This is a genomic window from Psychrobacter cryohalolentis K5 (genome assembly GCF_000013905.1).
GTDB classification, from domain to species: domain Bacteria; phylum Pseudomonadota; class Gammaproteobacteria; order Pseudomonadales; family Moraxellaceae; genus Psychrobacter; species Psychrobacter cryohalolentis.
Genome location: NC_007969.1, coordinates 1,664,509 through 1,685,814, shown reverse-complemented (window position 1 = coordinate 1,685,814; position 21,306 = coordinate 1,664,509). Strand labels below are relative to the sequence as shown.

Sequence of the window (21,306 nt, the reverse complement as noted above, 5' to 3'; positions counted from 1 at the left end):
ATTTTTATCCGTATTGACCGCATTTATGCAAATAATCACCTAACCACTGCAAAAACTCATCGCTTGTTGTTGATACATTTAGGCGCAGATGGGTTGAGGTGCGGGCATCGGGATAAAATAATTGCCCCGGTGCGACCAGCCAGCCTGCTTTATAGGCATCTAGTGCCAGCTGGCTGGTATCCTGCCCCGTGTCTACCCAAACAAAGAGACCTGCTTGTGTATGCTCAGGGTAGATAAGTCCTATCCTTGGTAATACTTGGCGCATTCTTTCATGAGCGCTATATAAATGCTGCTGCACTTTTTTAATCTGCCGGCGATACTCACCATGCGTCCATAAATGATGACAAACCCGTTCACCAAATTCTGGTGTGTTTGAATTACTCAAGGTTTTCATACGTAATACATCATCGATATAGTTATCAGGACAGACCAACATGCCAACGCGCCAGCCTGACGCCATTGACTTTGAAAACCCAGTCGCATAAAACACCCGTTCAAACTGATCAAGGCTAGCATAACGCAGCACTTGACCACCCGGTACGAATGCAGCGTATAAATCGTCCTCAAAAATATAAGCATCGTACTCATGAATAAGATTGAGTACTTGGTGCGCGCGAGCAGGATGCAGGTTACAAGAGGTCGGATTATGCAGCACGCTATTGGTCAAATAGAGCTTGGGACGATGCGTCGCAAACAGCTTTTGCATCTGCTCAATATTAGGCCCTTGATGGTCACGTTCTACAGAGACGACGTTTAATCCTTGTTGTTGCAGACAGCTTGATAGCCAATACCAGCCCGGCCCATCAACGACCACCGTATCCCCAGCTTGAGTAAGCAGCCGCGCCACCATGGTCACGGCTTGCGACACTCCTGCGGTAGTAATCACATGGTCAGCATTAGTTTGCATGCCTAGCGTATGTAGGTGTTGAACCAGCTGCTGACGTAGCGGCAGATAGCCGTGAACATTGCCATAATCATAGATAAAGCTATCGGCTTGCTGAGTGACCTGCCGTATGGCCCATTCCATCTTATCATTACGTATCCAGTCTCTCGGTAATGTTCCCACCCCTGGCGAGCGATGATGCGGAATATCATTAAAGACCTGCTGTACCAGCCAGCGCGTGTCTATTACTGGGTGCTTTGGGTGCTTAACGACCACTCTTTTATCATTATTTGGCTGAACTACTTTTGCTTGCGTATTGACATAGTAGCCCGAGCTGGGCTTAGCGATTAGCACACTGGTAGCTACCAATTGCTCATAAGCTTGTACCACCGTAAAGCTTGATATATTTAATAGTTTCGCTAACTTTCGCACCGAGGGCACACGCTGATTGGGCAGGTAAATCTGCCAGTCAATACGCTGCTGTAACCATTCAGCGACGGCGGCAGTCTTGGTTAAATTTGGATTGAGCGTATAGGTTTCGACCATAATGAATGTGCTTATCTCTTCAATGTCATGATTAATTGTAACGTTAAGAGTAACTATACACTTTGTTCGCCATTAGTAAAACTGTATCGGGTCTGTTATGGGCATTTAAACTATAGTTGATTCTTAAGATTCAAACATTAATAACAACTCAGAACTAATAATAGCTATTCTAGGATAAAGCCTATGACCCTTCTACACGTCGCTCTAGCTGTATTGGTTGCCTTTATTTGGGGTGTAAACTTTACCTTTATTGCATGGGCGCTCGAAAGCTTTCCGCCACTGATGTTAACCGCGCTACGTTTTTTCTTTACTGCTGTGCCGTTGGTTTTGTTCCTTAAACCGCCCAAATTCAACCGTACGCTATTTATCTATGCTATTGGTACGTTTGTTATGCAGTATGCCTTTGTATTCACCGCCATGCATTTGGGTGCATCGGCATGGTTGACGGCGCTGTTGTTGCAAGTTCAAATTTTTATTACCGTCTTGCTGGCGTATATCATATTAGGTGAGTCTGTGAGTCGCATGCAGATTATCGGTATGATGGTCGGTGTACTAGGTTTGGGTGTCATTGCGCTTAACCTTGGTGGTGATATGCCCTTGGTTGGCTTTATCTGCATATTGATTGCAGCCATAGGTTGGAGCTTTGGCAATATTGCTTCAAAACAAGCCTCAACACAGCAAAGCGCTAGTAATATTGCTACTGCCTTGCCTGTCAATAGCAATAGAAACAACAAAGCTTCAAATAAGACATCGGCACTGTCTGCGCTATCACTAGTGGTATGGGGCGGTCTGATCGCCTGTGTGATTTTGACGTTATCTTCTCTACTATTCGAAACCGAAGCATGGCATCTCGCCACATTTACTGAGGCATCCTTCCAATCTTGGTTATCGCTTGGATTTATCGTCTATGTCTCAACCCTGATCGGCTTTGGACTATGGGCGCATTTGCTTAGTCAAAATATCGCCTCCAAGGTTATGCCCTTTGCTCTACTGGTGCCCATATTCGGTATGGCGACCTCAGTGCTGTTCACAGGAGAGGTGGTGACGTGGTGGAAGATGCTAGCGATGATGCTCATCTTATCTGGATTGATATTGGCAAATGTGAAGATGGGCCTAGGCGGGAAGTCTGCGCACGCATAGTAGTAAATAACTTATAGCTTCTTATAGGGTTAGTAAGAATAGACAAAAAGAGCAGTGCATCACATATGAGGCATTGCTCTTTTTTTATTCTGAACGCTTTATATCCCACTATGATAAAGATGAAAACAGGCTGCTTATAGCTACAGCTGTACACTCACAGTCAAAAACTCTGCACGCACAGTCAATCTATTTTGCCAAAACCTCGCTATAGTGAAAAAGCTTGATCATTAGGATAGATGATAAGCCAGATAAAGCGCGCGCTGAAGGGTAAGGATAAATGGTCATATAGACCGGTATATTCTTTTATTTCTCTTATATAAATGCGCTTATTCTGACCCAAATTTCTCGACAAAGAGTCTTTCATGAGCAACGCTCACCCTTCTATAGATCCTATTACCTTGTCTGTCGTACGTGGCGCCCTAGAAACGGCGCAGCGTGAGATGACAACCACCTTAGAAAAAACCGCCCGCTCTAGTGTCTTCAACTTAGCCCATGACTACAGTAATGCGCTGTTTGATCATTTGCCTGAGATGATTTTGCAAGGGCAAGACATTCCCATTCATTGAAGGTTAAAATCCTAGAGCAACAGCTGCTTAACCTTATTGTATTGACATTGAGCGCCCCGAAAGAGGTGATGATGAGTACCAGATCCTCCATACAGTCGGTGCATCTAAAGCGCATCAAGCATTACGTCCATCTGCACCTAGAAAACCCCGCTTTAACCCCAGCGATGGTCGCTGCTGCTTGTCATATATCGGTCAGATACTTGCATAAGCTGTTTGTTGAGTTGCCCTATAGTTTTTCGGAATGGGTAAAATAATTGCGTTTAAAGCAGGCCAATCATATTTTAAAAACCAAAAGTTACGTAACCATCGATGAAGTGGCGCATAGAGTCGGTTATGGTGACCAAGGTTACTTTGCAAGCATTTATAAGCAGCATTTCGGTTATACGCCGCGAGATACTCCAAGTACAGGATAGTCATTGTTATGTACTCTGTCACGTAGTCGCTGTATGATTTATGAATTGAGCATAAGCGCGTATATTAAGTTAAGGAAAAACCAAGATGACTGATGCTACGAATGCTAAAACAGCAAAAGTAGAGATTTATGAAAGCGCCGATGGAAAGGCGCAGATAGAGATACGTTTAGAGCACGATACTCTATGGCTCTCGCAAGCCCAATTGGCGACGCTGTTTGAAAAAGACTCTGATACCATAGGATTGCATCTAAAGAATATTTATAAAGAAGGTGAGTTAGACCTAGAAGCAACTACCGAGCAATCCTCGGTAGTTCGTCAAGAGGGAAATCGACAGGTTCGACGTAACATTCGCTTTTACAATCTAGATGCTATTATTTCTGTGGGTTATCGGGTTAATTCCAAAAAAGGTACTCAGTTCCGTATATGGGCAACCCAGCGCTTACGTGAATACTTGGTCCAAGGCTATACGCTCAACCAAGAGCGCTTTGATAAAAACTCAAGCGAGCTACAACAAGCATTAAATTTAATCAAAAAGACTGCGCAAAGTCCCGAGCTTAAAACCGATGAAGGACGCGGTTTGGTTGAAATTATCAGTCGTTATACACAGACATTCTTATGGTTACAGCGCTATGATGAAGGTTTGCTTGATAATCCCGCAGGGCAAGAGGGCGGCATCTTACCCAGTCCGACTGAGGCAATGGCAGCGCTGACGGATTTGAAAGCGCAGCTGATAGCAAGGGGCGAGGCGACTGAATTATTCGCCAAACCTCGTGGTGATGGTTTGGACAGTGTACTGGGTAATTTAGAGCAGACGGTGTTTGGCGAGCCTGCATACCCGACCATCGAGAGTAAAGCGGCGCATTTACTGTACTTTATGGTCAAAAACCATCCTTTTACCGATGGTAATAAACGCAGCGGCGCTTTTTTGTTTGTAGATTTTCTGCATCGGAATAATCGACTGCTCAATGATAAAGGTGACATGGTTATTAATAACACCGGGCTTGCCGCATTAACCTTGTTGGTTGCCGAGTCTGACCCCAACCAAAAAGAAACCTTGATTAAATTGATTATGAATATGCTGTCATTAGAATCTTGATAAATAGGCTTATTGTCAGCATCACTTAACCCCTTAAAAACACATAACGCCAACAATAAAAAGCACATTCTAACGACAAAATTAAAGGAACTTCAATATGTTTAGCATGATAAAAGACTGGCGCGAGCAGCGCATATTGGACAACAGCGAGTTTACCCATGCTGACTGGATGCAAGCGGCCAAGCGGATTGTGATACTTGATAGGTTGAACGAAGATGAGCTAACACGCTTGTTTGAGCTGGCGACGTTGTTTTTAGCGGATAAGTCGATTACTGGCGCGCAGGGTTTCGAGATTACCGATGCGGTCAAGCAATCTATCGCCTTGCAAGCTTGTCTGCCTATTTTAAAGCTAAGCCTTGAATGGTACGCTGGCTGGTCGGCCATTATTATTTATCCGGGTTCTTACAAAAGCGAAACCACCACCGTAGATGAATTGGGTATCGTCCATGAGGGCAGTCAGCACCGTAGCGGCGAAGCGTGGCTGCGTGGTCCTGTTATTCTGTCATGGAAGGACGCCAAACACTCAGGCGAGCGCGATGGTCATAATGTCGTCATTCATGAGTTTGTGCATAAACTTGATATGCTAAATGGTCGCGCTAATGGCTTTCCGCCGCTACAACCGGATATGGATCCTGCGCGCTGGACTGAAATTATGAGCCGCGACTTTGAAAATTTTCAAAGTCATCATAAATCAGGTCTCGATCGCTATGGCGCGACCAATCCTGCGGAATTTTTTGCGGTGCTCAGCGAAGTGTTCTTTGAAACGCCGCAAAAGCTGATTGATGCTTATCCTGATATTTACGAGATAATGGTGAAGTTTTTTCGGCAAACGCCACTTGAGCCAAGACCGTAAGATTTATGTATATCAAAAAGTAAATATATAATAGTTGAAGCAAACAAAAAGGGCGGTGCATCATAAACGATGCATTGCCCTAATATCATAAAATACTTCTAATGAATCAAACGCTTAATCTTTTTATTACACCGTCCATCTATCGCTGACGATACCAATCAAGTAGCGTTTCCCTTGATAGTCATCAAACACTAAGCGCATACCACGCCAATCCATACCATCATATTCAGCTGTCCCTTTATAATGAAAATCTACCACATCCGATTTTGGATAAGCCTCATTGACGTTATCAATCATATTGCCTCGAGATTCAAACTCGTTGATAGTTATACGCGCATTATTATATTTTTTAGCATCAATCCAAGTTCTTAGATATTCTGGTAGTGGTACTACCAATGCCTCGCCAGTACCGTCTTTTTCGCCCCAAGTAAAACGAATTTTCGATTGTTGTAGATACTGAGCATACTGCTCGCGGCTAAAGACTTTATCCGTATCAGTCCTTACGTAAGCATACATCGAAAAACGTACGCCACGAGTTGGGTGAATATCATCTGTGATTCTAGAAAAATCATTATTGGCAAGAGCGCGCTGGATACGCAGTGCTTGCTGTTTGAGCGTTTGCTGGCTCATATCTGAGACTATAGGTACAGATGGGTTGCCAGTTGATTGATTTGGAGTGCTGGCGTTGGATTCAGCAGAAGATTGGCACCCTGTGCTTGCTAGCACTAAACCAAAACCCGCCGCGGTTGATAGCTTATAAAGATAAGACTGAAAAATATTAGAACGAGTAGATGGCATCATAACAATATCCTTATCGTAGCTTATTTAAGTCATTCCAAAACACATATTAGATCCAATGTATATTTACCAGTCAATAGTACTAATAACGCATCAAAGTTTATAATGGTGCTGTGTAAACAGTATTTTTAATAAACTCGATAGACACAATTAAGCAGTAAAGTAGTAGTTTATATATGATTTAATGAATATAACACTTAAAACGTCATATTTCATGGAGGGTGCCATGCAAAAAATGATATTTTCTATAATGATGCTCGCAATAGGATTTTCTGCTATCACGGCTACTGCTAATCTAACGCAGCCGTTACAGACAGCTTTTGCCATGAAAATTGATACTGTCGCTAAGATGTACCAGCAGGATGTGAATAATGAAGGAATGGATAACCCAGTGGTATTACAACAATATGCCAATCCGGATCTGAAGGCTGCCATGCAGCGTGAGCAAGATTACTTTGCTAAAGCGCAAACATCCTGTCATGTGGGTTATGATGTCTTGTGGAATTCTCAAGATCCTGATTATGCACAAGACAAGCAATTTTCAGTGACAACCAGAGGCTTGGTCCAAGTCAGCTTAGCGCATGGCCATGATGTTTATTATGAATTGTCCTGTGATAATTCTGCGTGCCAAGTGGCGGATGTAATCTTAGATGAGGATGGAACATCTTTACGAGCGCATTTGCTTAAAAACTGTCCTTAATTAGAAACCAATATATCGACATCAAATAACTGCTGATAGAAATCAATGGGATGATTAGCAAATAGCATTATACAAAATATGATGTGCCCAAATTATAAAACCGTTGGTTTGTTTTCGCATAATGTATATTATGTTAAACTAGGTCTATCAGTTAATAAGTTCATCAATATGTCAAACAGCCTTATTTATCAAGGGATCTAAATAAAAGAACAGTTCTCCAGTAATCGCGCAATGTTTATAAGTTAAATTATTCATAATTATTTAGCTTATACGGTTAATGGTATGTTTGAACTATTTAGGATTGCCGTAGGCAACGACAATAATGTATTAATCTTATTCGATGAACAGACAAAAATGCCTCTGTTCTACCCTTTGATGTATTCAATAGACAGGCTTAATCTGAGATCAGTATCTACCCAAGAATCTACTTTGCGAGCAATCAAATTCTTTTATAATTTTTGGCATCAAAAGTTTGATAGTACATTCTGCTATAGCTTCAATCAGTCAAATCACGACCCCTCAATTGCAATCAATGAGCTTGACGACTTTTTCCATTATCTTAATGGCGGCCACATTTACTCACCAAATCTAATTTCGCTAGAACATAGCTCTGTTTCAAATATTTTTACCAACGCAGAGCGTGTCCGTGCATTTGCACGCTTTATTAAGTATATATCTATTAAATACGTTAATTCCTATCATTACAAAGAAAGCCCTAAAGAAATATTAAGGCATCAAAATAGACTTCTAGTTTCCTTAAAGTCTAATACTGATAATTATAAGAAGATTTCAAAAAGTAGAATTACGACTGAGGTCAATAGCCATCAAGGGTTCGATAGCCTTACAGATGAGATGGTAAATATGTTGTATAAAATAATAATGCCTAGTTCATCTAAAAAAATTAATCCATTAAACCCCTTCAGAATTCTTGAAAATCAAATACGTAACTTTGTTATTGTACGTATTTTATTAAATTACGGCTTACGTGTATCTGAACTAATGCTCCTCGAGAACTCCTCTATCAAGACCAGTAAAGACGGTAGCAGCTTTTACTTAATTATCACTACGATGTCTGATAATTCAAAAGATAATAGATACCGTAAACCTTCAATTAAAACTAAGGACTCCATCAGGTCTATAGCTATAGATAAGACAGATTATCAATGTTTACTACAATATATTAGTAAAGTAAGACCTAACTCTAAAGAAAATAATCAGCTTATTTTCACGACACTTAGACAGCCTTATAAGCCTTTATCATATGATGCTATTTATCTAATATTCAAAAAAATTGATGAGGCCCTTACTACTCACTTTCCACAATTCACAGACTCTCAATATTTAGGTTGTATGAAAAAGATTACCCCTCATACGGCTCGACACACATGGGCTTACTCAATGCTAAAAAATACTTACAACAAAAAATATAATGAGATTATAAGGCTTTCAGGGCGATCCAATATTGATTTTACTAACAATGGAATTATGGAAGATGCTAAGGATGAGCTTCGAATGCTTGCCGGTTGGCATGCTAATAGCATAATGCCAGATTTATATGCAAAACGATTTATTTCCGAAAATGCTAATAAGGAAAACTTAAGAAGAATCCATACATTAAACAACACAATTGAATCAGATTTTTATTTTGAGGATACGTCAAATGACTATTAATAGGACTGTTTACACTAATATTAAATTTGACCCTAGAAATACATTTACACCTCAGCAAATTACAGTTATTAAAAAATTAAATATACCCACTGCCCTATTATTTAAAACGGCATCTGAGTTTGATGATAAATATATAAATACAAAAAAAGATAAATGGACGTTTACTTTTTCTGGTCAAAAAGCCTCGGTTCAGTTCATAGGTGGTAAACATGAGGTTTTGCTAAAAAAATATATACTAGCTTGTTTCGTAAGTAAGAACTCACCAATAGGCCTGAGTCATCTTAATAATATTTTAACCTTATTTTTCTCGTTTAACATAAAGTCAAGCTCCATATCCTATTCAAAATCTATGGATTTTATGAAGAGAACTACTAACAGTAGAGAGTTTTACTTTTTCTTATTCTTTATTAAAACTCTTTGTAGAATTGATTTTCCGGAGTTCGATATTGATAATCTAGAAGATCTAGAGTTTATACCGAGACCAATTAATAACTCATGGAGTAATTATCAAAATATTGATGCAGTTCTAAAAGATCATGATAAAAACCTTATAATTAAAGGCATACATGAATTATCTTTTCGTATTACAAGTAATAGCTCAGATAAAGTGCCAATTGGTGAATTACAAGACAGTGCTGTATTAGGCCTATGTTATGTTTGTGGTATCCGACCTGTACAGTTAGCTAGACTAGCCGTCGGAGACATTAATTTAGACTCCAAATCAAAAAGAAGCAACCTAATGCGTTACAGCATAGCGATACCTTATGCAAAACAGCAAAAACTCATACTTGATAAGATCCTAATTGCCATTCCACCTGAGTTAGCCAGAATTATGTTGGAATATGAACTTAGGACTCAGAGAAATAAAGGAGACCAGTTGTTCAATATTGGTAGCAATGCCATTATATTTGTTAATGAAGCTATTAACAGACAAATGGTGAGGTTCGCACCTCTGGAAACTCGTAAAGCTATTGAAAGTAATAATATGGTACAGCCTCATTACACCTCTTCTGATTTCCGTCACAATGTAGGACACTCTTTGGCAATGACAGGAGCAAGTGCAGAAGAAGTTGCTCATATAATGGGACACAACTCTTTAGTGGCCGCTAAGCATTATATTTTGGCAACACCAGAACTAGCTTTAGTTCGAGAAAAATCTTTAGGGAATAACCCTGTATGGCAAAATATGATCTCAATGCTATTAACTGGTGCCATTGTCTCAAAATCTGAATGGCAAGGTAATCAGGTTAGTGGGATTGTGCACAATACCCTTTACTCAGAACTAGGCGGTTGTAATCGTTCATATGATGAATGCCCCTTCTCTGAAGTTCGATCATGTTACGGGTGTTTATATTTTAACCCCTTCAAAGAAGGTAATCATAATTCAGTATTGCAAAGTGTAGAAAGAGAGCATCTTGACTTAATAGAGTTATCTGACTCAGTCGGTAACTCTAAAAATCCGTTAATTCAAGTATATGAAGCAACTAGCCAAGAAATTAAATCAGTTATCGCACGATGTAAAAGCATTGCAATAAATCCAAATGCTATTACGTTAACTAATGTGGAGTGATATAAATGGATAATATTTTTCAGAACTACGCTTCTTTTATTAGTGAGCAGAAAACTTTTTTTGAATCAAACCTCTCTAAAGATTTCCATCATAATTGGGACAACGATGCCTGGAATATAGGAACATATGGTACAGGGTGGTTAAAAGGAAGTGGCAAAGGAATTTTAACTTTTGACAACATTAGTGATCGAATGAAAGGCATTAAATCTAAAATAATTATTAATAGTAAAGAATATAAAGATTTTATGAAATCAATCATTGTTGCTATTTATCGCAAGAAGCAATCTATATCTACGACTGTGGCAGTTGCTAATCTAATAATATTAAAACGTTGGTATAACTCATTGCTAGAATTAACAGATAGAAAGCATCCGATTTACTTAAATACAGAGGTTATCCATCATGCGATGGACTTGTATACCATCTCATCTAAAAATAACGATTCTAATGTAGCTGACACCTTAGGCAGATGTGTCAGTTTACAAAACCTAATAAATCGTTATGCCTTTTGTCTAACCCCATTGAATTTCCAAAATAGTACAACATATTCAAATAATTCTAATTACACAAGAAAAGCAAAGGAGCTACAGAACCTTAAAGAACAAGATTTTATTGATGATAAAAATATTGAAGATAAGCAGAAATTAATTACTATTGATACGTTTCTGAACATAGTTAATCTGATTCATAAATGTGAGGACCGTGGTGAAAGAATTTTATTAAACTTAGTTATCCTACTCATCATTACAGGCTTTAGATCCATTGAAGCTATCAATTTAAGAAAAGACAGCCTTATTAGAAGAGAGATTGAAGACTTAGATACCAAAAACAGATTAATAAATAAAGGGTTACGCCCCTACTTCCTAGGAATTAAATATATTGGTGCTAAAGGTGCTGGCGAAAGAATTCACTGGTTGGAGCCTTCTTCAGTACCTTTGGTCGAAACTATTTTTGATACTGTTAAAGATTTGACACAACCATTACGTGAACATCTGATTTACTTAAGAGTTAATAAATTTTCCAGTTATTTACCTAAAGAAATTGAGCTAATAAATTCTGATTTTGTGGAATTAGACGATATAGATAGATTTATAATTGGCACAAAATCAGATAATAGAGGCCGAGGGGGGCGTCGTGATAAGGTACGTAAGACGTTAAGGAATGCTAGGTTAATTTCTATAAAAAAAGATAGACAAGAGTTTTTTTCGAAAGCAAATCTTAACGAATTCGTCGCTCAAAGCTTTATTGACGATCAAAATCAGACTACTAATCTATGTACTGTTGTATGGAATACTAATCAGAAAAATAATAAAATCCCTTACGAAGATTTACTGTTTATTCATGCTCGCGGGTCTACCAATATTCGTAGAACATTAGTATATAAATCGACTCCTATACCATTTGACAATAAAATAATAAATGATTTTTTAGGTGCTAGTAAATCTGTATCTATTTTCCAGAAATACGACTTAAAGGAATCTAATAGTGATTATACAAGATTGACAAGTCATATTCCTAGGCACAATATTAATACCTTTCTTGCTATAGCTGAGATAGCCGACCATTTACAAGCTATGTTGATGGGCCGTATAGATATTACTCAAAATCAGCACTACAAGCATTTAGCTATTGAACACCTTAAAACTGGTGCTTCTGTCTTACCCTATACTATTCAAGAAGATAGAACAATAAATGATGAGTTGTCTGAGCTGACACCAATTGAAGTAATTAAAAGAATAGGCTCTATTCATTTATCACAGAACTTAGACACTGAATTAAATCTTAAAGCTAATTTACACACATTCGATAATAAGTATGAAAAATCTAATTTTATTAAGATGTCATTTCAAGAAGATCTTTTTGAAGATTTAAAAGCTGCGTTTGATGATATTGAAAATGATGAAGGGAGTTCTGCAGCAGAAGAAATGATTTTTAGACATACTAATTTACATCCATTAAAACTTGGATCTTGCACTTATGATGTTGGTTTATGGAGCTGTCCATATGGAGTGAAATGCCAAAGCGGAGAGTCTTGTAGCCACTTCACACTCACTGGGCGAGCTGATGAAATATATAAGATAATTGCTTTAAAAAACAAATTAGAGCGACTTTTAATTGAAGCAGAAGAGATAGTTTTATTAAACCATGAGCGTAAAGGGGTTCTTAAAAAAGTAAGTAACCAGTTAGATCACGTTATACATCTTGAAAAAGTTACTAAAAAATCTCTTTCAAATAAAAATACAATTAATATCTATGCTGGAACCAATAACAAAATTGAATCTAGGCATATTAGCACTTTAGCCGATCTATTTGCGTTTGAACATCTTGCTCAGAAGGAGTTAAGCAAATGACATTACGTGGTAGAGCATTAGATGATGCTATTGAGAAGGAATTACTTACCATGTTAGAAGAAGGCTTCGAAAATTCGCCTATCTCCCCTTCGGCGTTACATCAGAGATTAGTATGCAAAGGTATAATAAGAGGCGGTTTAAGCACTTTAAGCAAAAGTACATCGCTTGAACGTCACAATCTAATTTCATACTATATAGACAAGCAATTAAGTCCTTTAAATTTAAAGAATAAAGAGAAGCAGCAGTATATTAATGGGAGAACTCGAGAGGCTTTTGTTTCACAGAATGCTAGGTTAAAAGAGAAGATCGCTAATCTCGAAGATAGACTTTCTGAAAATACAATGACTTTAATAGCAATTATTAAAGAGGTTAATAGTAAGACATCAGTTCGCACTGAAAGAATTATAGCACCTCATATTATTAGAGAAATGAGAAATAAAGACTAAATAGGTTTAGAATAAATATATTTAAGATACTAACAAAGACCTAAAAGAGCCTTTTCTAAAAAGTGTGTAACTGCTTATAATTCACTAACCGGAGAATAAGCAATGACTACTCAATCTGACCTTAAAAAACTGGCCGAGCAAATGGCTGGTAGCATGAATAGCTTCGATGACATCAAAGACTTTCAGAAGCAGCTCATGCAATCCTTCATCGACACTGCCCTAGAAGCTGAGATGGAAGAACATCTTGGCTACCCTAAGCATGAAAAAGCAGACAAACCTATGAAATCGTCGAAACCATTAAAGAGCTTTACGATGTAGATATCTCAAGCAGCTTGGTTTCAAGAGTCACTGACAAAATCTTAGAGGACATCACCGCTTGGCAGAATAGGCCGCTGAGCAGTGTTTATCCTATTGTCTACCTAGACTGCATTGTCGTTAAAGTCCGTCAAGATAAGCAGATCATCAACAAAGCCATTTACTTAGCGTTAGGTGTCGCTCTTAACGGTAAAAAAGAGCTGCTTGGTATGTGGCTATCAGAGAATGAGGGCGCTAAGTTCTGGCTAGGGGTTCTCACTGGATTGCAAAACCGCGGGGTACAAGACATCCTAATCGCCTGTGTCGACGGTTTAAAGGGCTTTCCTGATGCCATCAATACCGTTTACCCCAATGCTCAGGTTCAGCTGTGTATCGTGCACATGGTGCGCTATTCAATGAAGTTTGTGCCTTGGACGGATAAGAAGGCCGTAGCCGCTGACTTAAAGGCCATCTATGGCGCTGATACGCATGAGATAGCAGAGGCCAATCTTGAATCCTTCGACGCAACATGGGGCGATAAGTACCCACATGTGGTCAAGTCTTGGCGCAATAACTGGGAAGGCTTAAAAGTGTTCTTTGGTTACCCTAAAGACATCAGAAAAGCGATTTATACCACCAATGCGATAGAGTCTCTAAACAGTGTGATTCGAACGGCGGTGAATAAGCGTAAGGTGTTCCTATCTGATCAGGCGGCATTTAAAGTGGTGTACTTAGCAACCCAGCAGGCATCTAAAAAGTGGTCGATGCCCATTCGTAACTGGACGTCTGCCCTTAATCGCTTTATGATTATGTTTGATGACCGTATCAGTAAGCATTTAATCTAAACGGCAGTTACACAGAATCTGGGATGATCTCAAGAATATACTTAGCTTTCAACATACTATCATTACTACAGTAAAGAGGAATCTATTCTTTCTAATGATTCAATTATTTCTTTTACAGTAATGTGATCAAATTCTTCACGATCCTCTTCTTCATGAGTACCTTTGTTTAGATAAGCCCAATGTAAACCACCTTCATCCTTACCCAGACCAAGCAGTAAGTCGAGACTTATAATTATTTCATCTTTATTTGGAACATCTACTTTAGCTTTTTTAATTTTAGAACATATATTTGCAGCTAATGCGTTTAAATCCCAAGGTGCTTTAGGGTTTCGTCTAACGACACTGATAGCCGGATCCCTTATATGACAATTGTTGCTGTAGTGCCACCATGCTTTGTCACATAAGTATTCCAAAGCACGACGCGATGACATTAAGGCATCCTTATACTCACCATTAAAGTATAACTCCGATGCTGCTAGAATATAATTTTTAGGACGATGTTTAGAGGTGACTTGTATATGATTTTCACCTTTTTGACGTAAGAAAATATATGATTCAGTTTCTTCTGCAGCTTTTTTTCCAATAGTCTGATGTATATCTTTGAAAAACTCTTCGCCATGGCACGCTAAAATAACTTGTTTATCTTTGAAAAAACTATCTTTAAATAATGTCTCACGAATAGCCTTCCGATGTTCATCATCTATAGAATTTACAGGATCATCAAATATAATCAAAGGGCAATTATTTTTAATATTTTTTGCGAGTAAGATGGCTAAACCTAAACACCTAATATGTCCTTCGCTTAGTACATGTAATGCATCATGTTTCTTAGCAGGTGTTGTTTGGAAAGATATTAATAATTTTTCATCTTGTGCAAGTGGTAAATCTATCCTCCCGATCATCTCCTCAGGCTGATCGTATCTATTAAAGGCATTATATAATTTAGTAGTCATGTCACCCAAATCTGCAACTAAATCAATAGGTAAGTTATTCTTATAATCATTTAGAGATATAATCAATAAGTTGTAAGATTCAGCAATCAGAATATTATTAGCTATCACTTCTTTTTCTGAGTTAACATCTTCGATTAATTCAGCATTATCTTTTTCAAATTTAGCTATAAAATCATCAGCTTTTTTTAGTTGCTCATTAATATTTTCTTTATTCACTTTAAGTTTTATTATTTGATTGGATATAGCCCTTATTTTCTCTAAACCGTTGTTATTTATTCGTTTTTCTTCTAATTTCTGAGTGATCTTTGAATCTTCTAACATTTGATTCTTTATTATTCTTTCTATTAAGACTATTGGTGCATGAGCACTAGAGTTGGAATTTTCTAAGCTATGAAACCATTCAATATCTAATTCTGAAGAATTTTCCTTTAAATATTCTTTTAAAAAATCATTATCGGAATAGTTATCACAAACTGTAATAATACTATTTAACTTTACTAGTGAATCGCTAAGTGTCTTTTTTTCAAGATGTATTTCATCTTGAATTCTGGCAAGGTGCTCTAATTTTTCTAGCTCTAGAATGGCATTAGCAAAGGGATTTCTAGTCGATAAATTTATTGGAGTCTCACAAGCAGGACACTTATCAGCGCTTTCATCTTGCAATACACGTACTGATTCATACAACCTTTTATATGAAATTTGTGTTGAGTTGTCTATTAACTCCTGATTATTTATCATAATTCTAGAGTAAGCATTTCTAATTTCTCGTCGAACGCTATTCATAGAGTCTAGGTTCAGGTTAGATTTAGATGTTATAGGCTTTTGAAGCTCTGCTTCGATACGACTTATTTCCCCACTACTACCCTGTTTTCCATTAAGCTCATCATCCATCTGCAAAAAGGTATAACCGTCTTTATATGTTCTAGCTAGGCTATTCTCATCTTCTTTTATTTTTTGTAGATCAGCCAGATACTGATGTCTATTTCTAACATGAATGTCAGTTTCTCGCTCTTTAACTCTCAATTCCTCTGCTTTTTTCCCAACCAAGTCTATATATTTCTGATCAATTGCTAATGAAAAACCTTTTACAAAATCGTTAAATGCATCAAGACCAAATAAGGTTGAGGTAAGCTCTGTTTGCTTAGCTGGTAGCTGAGCTGCTATACGTGAGAAGCTATCAATACGATTTCTTTCAATAAAACAAAACTGGTAAAGCTCTTGGTCAAATTCTATTTCTATTTCTTCGTCTTGATCATTACGACCTAAAAGAATGGGACGAGTAAAGCTTTCTGTATGGGCATTTTCAAAGTATTTATCTTGATTTTTAAATCTCTTGTTATCAGCCTCAGCAACACTTCCAAGTAACCCATATTCTAATGCTTCGCAGAAACTCGTTTTCCCAGTCCCATTAGGACCGTATATAAGAACTATATTGCTATCAAGAATCAATACCTCTTCTTTAGCAAAACCCCGAAATGGACCCACTTCTACAGAAACTATTCTCTTTATAAGTGGATTAGCTTTAGAACTACCTTTTGGTGATTGTGAGATTTCATCGGATAACTGATTCCAGCTTGTAACTGTTAGCTCTACTATTTTTCTTACTCGCTGACCTTGATGCGTGCCCAATAACGCCAACTCATCAAAATTAGCGAGAATTAAATTAGCCATCTTTGATACATTTGGCGCTGCAGTTAGTTTTATAGTGTTCATAAAGCGTAAGTATTCGTTTTTAAGCATAATTTCCCTCTTAATCAGAATCATCCTGATTTAAACTTATATGCAAATGATTACATAATAAAAGTAGTTCTAGCAGCAAATAAAACATTAATATCCTGAAGGTTTTAACAGTCGGTGTCAGCAGACACCTTTAAAAAATCAACCCTAATATTCTCCATGTTCAAAAATTTATTTATCATTTTAGTTTTCATTAGCTTGATTGTTGATAACCAAGCTTTGAAATAGCACTCTAGACATTAGTATAAAAACGACATAAGTTTCAATTGTTAAAAACCGTATAATTATAACTAAACCACTCTATTCTTCTTAAAGTTCTCAGCCTGCTCAAATATCTCTTTATAGACCTCTTTTGAATCAACAGGTGGATAATCCCATTCATCAAGCAATATCATCAAATCAAACTGTAGTTCCGCTTTGATATCATCGCGCTTATTCCAGTCAATATACTTAGCTTTATCATCGATGAGCTTTTTAACCTCTTTGGACAGCTCAACCAGCTTATCTTCTGGATAAGTAAAATCGTATTTATGCGCCAGTGACAGCAGAATGTCGTAAAACGCTTTTTCTTCAAAGTCGATACCCATTTCACCAAACGATGCCATCTCAACCCGTAGCTCGTTATATAGCTTGATGATCTCATCAGAGAAATCACCAATGACTTCAGCGCGTAGTATGTCTTGCTCGTCACGGTCGTTATACTTCTCAACGAGCGCATTCATTTTCTTACTGAAATCAACACCCTTTACCTTGTTGGTCTTTTTCAGCTCACCAATGGCTTTAGCCAGTAGTTGTTGTAGTAGCTCTAGCTTGGTATTCGGCTGTTTAATCACTTCAAGCTTGGCCAGGTAGTCTTCATCGAAGATATCGATCTCACCGTCGGTGTTATCACCCAGCTTAAAGATCTCTTCAACGCCATCACTCATCAGTGCGTCTTTCACTAGGTCACGTACCTTTTGGTTCATCTGCTCGACGTCAGGTGCGCCGCCAGTAGTGATTTTAAAGATGATGGTACGAATGGCTAGGTAGTAATGAATCTTGTCTTTATAAGTCTTGGTGAGCGCTTCACTGCCCACGCAAATATCATAAGCAGACTTCAAACGCTTGGCCAAATCCATAAAACGCTTTTCTAGCTTCTTAGATTGCAACGCAAAGTCAGCCGCTGCATTCAAGCAATTGAGCTGCTTTAATGGCGTGCCGTTAAAGTAAAGACTAGAGTCAAACTTATGATAGACGGTATCTAGTAGATCCAAATGGTCTTTGACCACCACGACTGACTTTTGAATATCGTCTAGGTTTTGAACCTGACCGCCTGTGTAATACGAGAGCGCCAGATTCATCTGCTTTTTGATGCCGATATAATCAACCACCAAGCCGCTTTCTTTGCCTTCAAACTTACGATTGACCCGTGAGATGGTCTGAATCAGGCTATGCTTTTGTAGGGGTTTATCTATATAGATGGTATCTAGAAACGGTACATCAAAGCCTGTGAGCCACATATCAACGACGATGGCGATCTTAAAGTTAGACTTGCTATTTTTAAACTGACGATCTAGCTCTTTGCGGTAGTCTTTGTTACCCAGATTGTCCCACATGCCTTTTTCATCATCTTTGTTACGAGTTATGATCATCTTGACGCGCTCCATGGGCATGACATTTTTCTTGTCGCTCTCTGACAAGGTTGAGCCTTCCTCGCATGCTCGCACTTCATTCCATTCAGGACGCAGCGCTATGATGTCTTTATAGAGCTGATAGGCAGCTTCACGGCTGCTACAGACAAACATTGCCTTGCCTTTTTGCGTCGTACCCTCTTCTACTCGCGCCTCATAATGCTGAACAAAGTCTTCAGCAATGGCTCTTATGCGATCAGGGTCACCAAGAATGGTGGACATACTCGCCATGGCTTTTTTGCTTTTCTCTATCTGATACTCATTGGTGCCAGCGTCAGCACTTTCTTGATAGTATTTCTCTACTTCATCAAGCTGCTTACTATCGAGTAGTACTTTGGCAGCACGGCCTTCATAGACGATACGTACCGTGATTTCATCGAATACCGACTCAACCATGGTATAGCTATCAATGACTGGACCGAAGACATCAAGGGTGGCATCAATTGGTGTACCTGTGAAGCCGACGTAAGTAGCATTGGGTAATGAATCATGTAGGTACTTAGCGAAGCCGTAGCTCTTTTTGACACCGTCTTCGGTGACGGTAATTTTTTGCTGTAGATTGATTTGGCTACGGTGCGCTTCATCTGAGATACAGATGACGTTGGTACGCTCGGTCAGTAGGGCTAAGTCTTCGGTAAACTTATGAATGGTGGTCAAGAACACACCGCCACTTCTGCGACCTTTTAACTGTTCGCGCAGATGCGCTCTACTTTCGACACTGATGATATTGTCATCGCCGATATAGGTCTTAGCATTGGTAAAGGTTTCAGACAGCTGACCGTCTAAATCGGTGCGATCAGTGATTAAGATAATGGTTGGACTGCCAAGCTCAACGTCGCGCATCAGCAGACGTGCTAGAAACAGCATGGTAAAACTCTTACCACAGCCAGTGGCGCCAAAGTACGTACCACCTTTACCGTCACGTAAGCCATTATCGTCAATTAAGTTGCCATGACTATCGAGCTGCTTCATGTGCTGCTTAATATTGTCGTATAGCTTGGTGGCAGCATAATACTGCGGATAACGACAAACGATTTTTTCTTCCTTGCTTGATTTATCAGGTACATAAATAAAATTGCGAATAACATCAAGCAAACGAGCTTTATCAAATAAGCCGCTCATCATGGTCAGTAAGGAATGGATACCGTCTTTCTCTAACTTCTCATCGCCTGTCACTTTGCGCCAAGAGTAGTAGAACTCATAAGGCGCAAAGAACGATCCCATCTTTGAGTTGACCCCATCGCTAATGATACATAGGGCATTGTATTTAAACAGCTCTGGAATATCGCGCTTATAGCGAGTGGTCAGCTGGGTATAGGCATCAAACATAGTGGCATCTTCGCGGATGCTGCTCTTAAACTCAAACACCACCAGTGGTAGGCCATTGATATAAAGAATGCCATCAGGAATACGCCACTCAAAGCCTTGTATCTCCATTTGATTGACGATGCGGTAGCGATTGTTATCGAGTGCTTCATAATCAATGAGCTGGATGTATAAGTCTTTTTGGGTATAGTCCTCACGCTTCAAGAAAAACCCATCAGCGACAAACTTCATAATGGCTTTGTTGGTATCGTAAAGGTCGGAGGCAGGAAGGTATTCAAGCTTATGAATGATAGAATCAATCTCATACTCTGTAATCAAGTCATCTTTATAACGGGTCGCTAGAAACTGTCGAAGATCAGACTTAATCAGCACATCGTCAAGATTACGGTCGAGTGCTTCACCTAGCGTATGTGGATAGCCCTCAGCAGATAGTAGCTCGATAATGGCTTGTTCAAGCCTGTCTTCGGTGAATTTCAACTATAAGTCCTTTTTTAGATAAATAGAGCATCTTTCAATAACATTAGTAATCGCTTACGGCAATGTGAACCCTACAAAGCTGCAAAGCTGGATGTCGTCTCATAAACTTTTTTTACTGGATTGAACTTCATAACGAAGCTTTTATTAACGAAGTTAGGACGCTCAGGATCATCAGGAGGTATGCCTTTATAAGTCAATATAATGGGATAATAAGCAGCGTTTTCAGGCATTACTTTAACGATCCCTTCATAATTATAATATAAAGGGGAATCTTCATCGTCTTGACCGTCATTATCTGAACCAGCATCACCCAAAGCATAAACATTAATAAAATCATTCTCAGGCAGGTGTAGTACTGTCCACCAACTGTTCGTTTCGCCAAGAGTCATATAACCGCTCTTAAAAACACTGCCTACTAAGTTTGTCCCTAACAGCTGTATAGTTTTTTGAATGTCATTGTCCTGAAGGTTCATTGTGCCCCATCTGTCATAAAAAGCTACGCTCTCCGGTGTTCTGCTTATCAATTGAAACTGTCCATTATTTAGTCTTTTAAAACTATATAAATCTGCCTTTGAGCCGCAAGATTCACAGTATTCAGATGATTCATCATAAACGATAACCTTTTCAATGGTCACTAAATAACGTGGTTCACCTTTTGCGTTATCATAAAGTCCCATAGGATGCATTAAAGCAACTATTCTTGCTCCATTGCTGTCAACTTGACCTAAACCGATATTTGGCATCGATTCAATATATTCATCATTGACGGAGGTAGGTCTCATCTGACCACTATAAAACTGACGCATGACTTCTTTAAAGCTTAAGTCTTTGATTTTTACCTGAGCCATTTGGCTGACAGAAAAAGCGGGAGCGGCAGCTATTGCAGGAGTCGCAGATAGAACGCTTAGGCTGAGCGCCAAACTAAGTAAAAGCTTTTTCATGCTAAACTCCATTAATTACTATATTTTTGA

At 38.7% G+C, this 21,306-nt stretch carries 16 protein-coding genes and 1 pseudogene; 12 read left to right on the top strand and 5 right to left on the bottom strand.

The window, feature by feature from the left end; genetic code table 11:
- Positions 1-4: 4 nt before the first annotated feature.
- Complete coding sequence (locus PCRYO_RS07035) at positions 5-1,429, bottom strand: PLP-dependent aminotransferase family protein (RefSeq protein WP_011513708.1); 1,425 nt, start codon at positions 1,427-1,429, stop codon at positions 5-7.
- 183 nt (positions 1,430-1,612) lie between these two features.
- On the opposite strand from PCRYO_RS07035, the gene PCRYO_RS07030 reads away from it, so the two are divergent.
- The 6 genes from PCRYO_RS07030 (at position 1,613) to PCRYO_RS07015 (ending at position 5,497) form a co-directional block, all read left to right on the top strand.
- The gene (locus tag PCRYO_RS07030) at positions 1,613-2,569 is read left to right on the top strand and encodes an EamA family transporter (protein ID WP_011513707.1); all 957 of its coding nucleotides are present in this window, start codon (positions 1,613-1,615) and stop codon (positions 2,567-2,569) included.
- 362 nt (positions 2,570-2,931) lie between these two features.
- Complete coding sequence (locus PCRYO_RS07025; protein ID WP_011513706.1) at positions 2,932-3,135, top strand: hydantoinase B/oxoprolinase family protein; 204 nt, start codon at positions 2,932-2,934, stop codon at positions 3,133-3,135.
- A 71-nt stretch (positions 3,136-3,206) separates the two neighbouring features.
- Positions 3,207-3,389 (top strand): AraC family transcriptional regulator, encoded by a 183-nt coding sequence (locus PCRYO_RS13160; protein WP_144061763.1) that lies wholly within the window; start codon positions 3,207-3,209, stop codon positions 3,387-3,389.
- Positions 3,390-3,548, top strand: a complete 159-nt coding sequence (locus PCRYO_RS13075) for a helix-turn-helix domain-containing protein (protein WP_020443547.1) — start codon at positions 3,390-3,392, stop codon at positions 3,546-3,548.
- Between the two features lie 85 nt (positions 3,549-3,633).
- On the top strand, positions 3,634-4,644 hold the full coding sequence (gene rhuM / locus PCRYO_RS07020) for a RhuM family protein (RefSeq protein ID WP_011513704.1): 1,011 nt from the start codon (positions 3,634-3,636) through the stop codon (positions 4,642-4,644).
- 97 nt (positions 4,645-4,741) lie between these two features.
- On the top strand, positions 4,742-5,497 hold the full coding sequence (locus PCRYO_RS07015) for a zinc-dependent peptidase (protein ID WP_011513703.1): 756 nt from the start codon (positions 4,742-4,744) through the stop codon (positions 5,495-5,497).
- A gap of 126 nt (positions 5,498-5,623) precedes the next feature.
- On the opposite strand, the gene PCRYO_RS07010 is transcribed toward PCRYO_RS07015, so the two are convergent.
- Positions 5,624-6,298 carry a hypothetical protein gene (locus PCRYO_RS07010; RefSeq protein WP_011513702.1) on the bottom strand — a complete coding sequence of 225 codons (675 nt, stop codon included), beginning with the start codon at positions 6,296-6,298 and terminating at the stop codon, positions 5,624-5,626.
- Positions 6,299-6,521: 223 nt separating this feature from the next.
- Between PCRYO_RS07010 and PCRYO_RS07005 the strand changes: the two genes are divergently transcribed.
- The 6 genes and pseudogenes from PCRYO_RS07005 (at position 6,522) to PCRYO_RS06975 (ending at position 14,172) form a co-directional block, all read left to right on the top strand.
- Positions 6,522-6,995, top strand: a complete 474-nt coding sequence (locus tag PCRYO_RS07005; protein WP_041753113.1) for a hypothetical protein — start codon at positions 6,522-6,524, stop codon at positions 6,993-6,995.
- A 282-nt stretch (positions 6,996-7,277) separates the two neighbouring features.
- Entirely contained in the window at positions 7,278-8,666 is a 1,389-nt protein-coding gene (locus PCRYO_RS07000) for a site-specific integrase (RefSeq protein ID WP_011513700.1), read from the top strand.
- Positions 8,656-10,236: a site-specific integrase gene (locus tag PCRYO_RS06995; protein ID WP_011513699.1), complete on the top strand. Its 1,581-nt coding sequence runs from the start codon at positions 8,656-8,658 to the stop codon at positions 10,234-10,236. The genes PCRYO_RS07000 and PCRYO_RS06995 overlap by 11 nt, the downstream gene beginning before the upstream one ends.
- A gap of 5 nt (positions 10,237-10,241) precedes the next feature.
- Positions 10,242-12,587 carry a hypothetical protein gene (locus tag PCRYO_RS06990; protein WP_011513698.1) on the top strand — a complete coding sequence of 782 codons (2,346 nt, stop codon included), beginning with the start codon at positions 10,242-10,244 and terminating at the stop codon, positions 12,585-12,587.
- Positions 12,584-13,033, top strand: coding sequence for a hypothetical protein (locus PCRYO_RS06985; protein ID WP_020443541.1), 450 nt, complete (start codon positions 12,584-12,586; stop codon positions 13,031-13,033). Before PCRYO_RS06990 ends, PCRYO_RS06985 begins: the two co-directional genes overlap by 4 nt.
- A 102-nt stretch (positions 13,034-13,135) precedes the next feature.
- Positions 13,136-14,172, top strand: a pseudogene (locus tag PCRYO_RS06975) (IS256 family transposase).
- A 65-nt stretch (positions 14,173-14,237) separates the two neighbouring features.
- Here PCRYO_RS06975 and PCRYO_RS06970 read toward each other — a convergent pair.
- The 3 genes from PCRYO_RS06970 to PCRYO_RS06960 all read right to left on the bottom strand — a co-directional run bounded on the left by PCRYO_RS06970 (position 14,238) and on the right by PCRYO_RS06960 (position 21,276).
- A complete protein-coding gene (locus PCRYO_RS06970) occupies positions 14,238-16,865 on the bottom strand; it encodes an AAA family ATPase (protein WP_011513694.1) in 2,628 nt (875 codons plus the stop codon).
- Between the two features lie 287 nt (positions 16,866-17,152).
- Positions 17,153-20,335, bottom strand: coding sequence for a type I restriction endonuclease subunit R (locus PCRYO_RS06965; RefSeq protein WP_011513693.1), 3,183 nt, complete (start codon positions 20,333-20,335; stop codon positions 17,153-17,155).
- 71 nt (positions 20,336-20,406) lie between these two features.
- Positions 20,407-21,276 carry a hypothetical protein gene (locus PCRYO_RS06960; protein ID WP_011513692.1) on the bottom strand — a complete coding sequence of 290 codons (870 nt, stop codon included), beginning with the start codon at positions 21,274-21,276 and terminating at the stop codon, positions 20,407-20,409.
- Between the last annotated feature and the right edge of the window lie 30 nt (positions 21,277-21,306).

What these genes read in the sequence shown, in the direction of transcription:
- PCRYO_RS07035 (WP_011513708.1), bottom strand. Translation starts at nt 1,429, where the DNA reads ATGGTCGAAACCTATACGCTCAATCCAAATTTAACCAAGACTGCCGCC.
- PCRYO_RS07030 (WP_011513707.1), top strand. Translation starts at nt 1,613, where the DNA reads ATGACCCTTCTACACGTCGCTCTAGCTGTATTGGTTGCCTTTATTTGG.
- PCRYO_RS07025 (WP_011513706.1), top strand. Translation starts at nt 2,932, where the DNA reads ATGAGCAACGCTCACCCTTCTATAGATCCTATTACCTTGTCTGTCGTA.
- PCRYO_RS13160 (WP_144061763.1), top strand. Translation starts at nt 3,207, where the DNA reads ATGAGTACCAGATCCTCCATACAGTCGGTGCATCTAAAGCGCATCAAG.
- rhuM (WP_011513704.1), top strand. Translation starts at nt 3,634, where the DNA reads ATGACTGATGCTACGAATGCTAAAACAGCAAAAGTAGAGATTTATGAA.
- PCRYO_RS07015 (WP_011513703.1), top strand. Translation starts at nt 4,742, where the DNA reads ATGTTTAGCATGATAAAAGACTGGCGCGAGCAGCGCATATTGGACAAC.
- PCRYO_RS07010 (WP_011513702.1), bottom strand. Translation starts at nt 6,298, where the DNA reads ATGATGCCATCTACTCGTTCTAATATTTTTCAGTCTTATCTTTATAAG.
- PCRYO_RS07005 (WP_041753113.1), top strand. Translation starts at nt 6,522, where the DNA reads ATGCAAAAAATGATATTTTCTATAATGATGCTCGCAATAGGATTTTCT.
- PCRYO_RS07000 (WP_011513700.1), top strand. Translation starts at nt 7,278, where the DNA reads ATGTTTGAACTATTTAGGATTGCCGTAGGCAACGACAATAATGTATTA.
- PCRYO_RS06995 (WP_011513699.1), top strand. Translation starts at nt 8,656, where the DNA reads ATGACTATTAATAGGACTGTTTACACTAATATTAAATTTGACCCTAGA.
- PCRYO_RS06990 (WP_011513698.1), top strand. Translation starts at nt 10,242, where the DNA reads ATGGATAATATTTTTCAGAACTACGCTTCTTTTATTAGTGAGCAGAAA.
- PCRYO_RS06985 (WP_020443541.1), top strand. Translation starts at nt 12,584, where the DNA reads ATGACATTACGTGGTAGAGCATTAGATGATGCTATTGAGAAGGAATTA.
- PCRYO_RS06970 (WP_011513694.1), bottom strand. Translation starts at nt 16,865, where the DNA reads ATGCTTAAAAACGAATACTTACGCTTTATGAACACTATAAAACTAACT.
- PCRYO_RS06960 (WP_011513692.1), bottom strand. Translation starts at nt 21,276, where the DNA reads ATGAAAAAGCTTTTACTTAGTTTGGCGCTCAGCCTAAGCGTTCTATCT.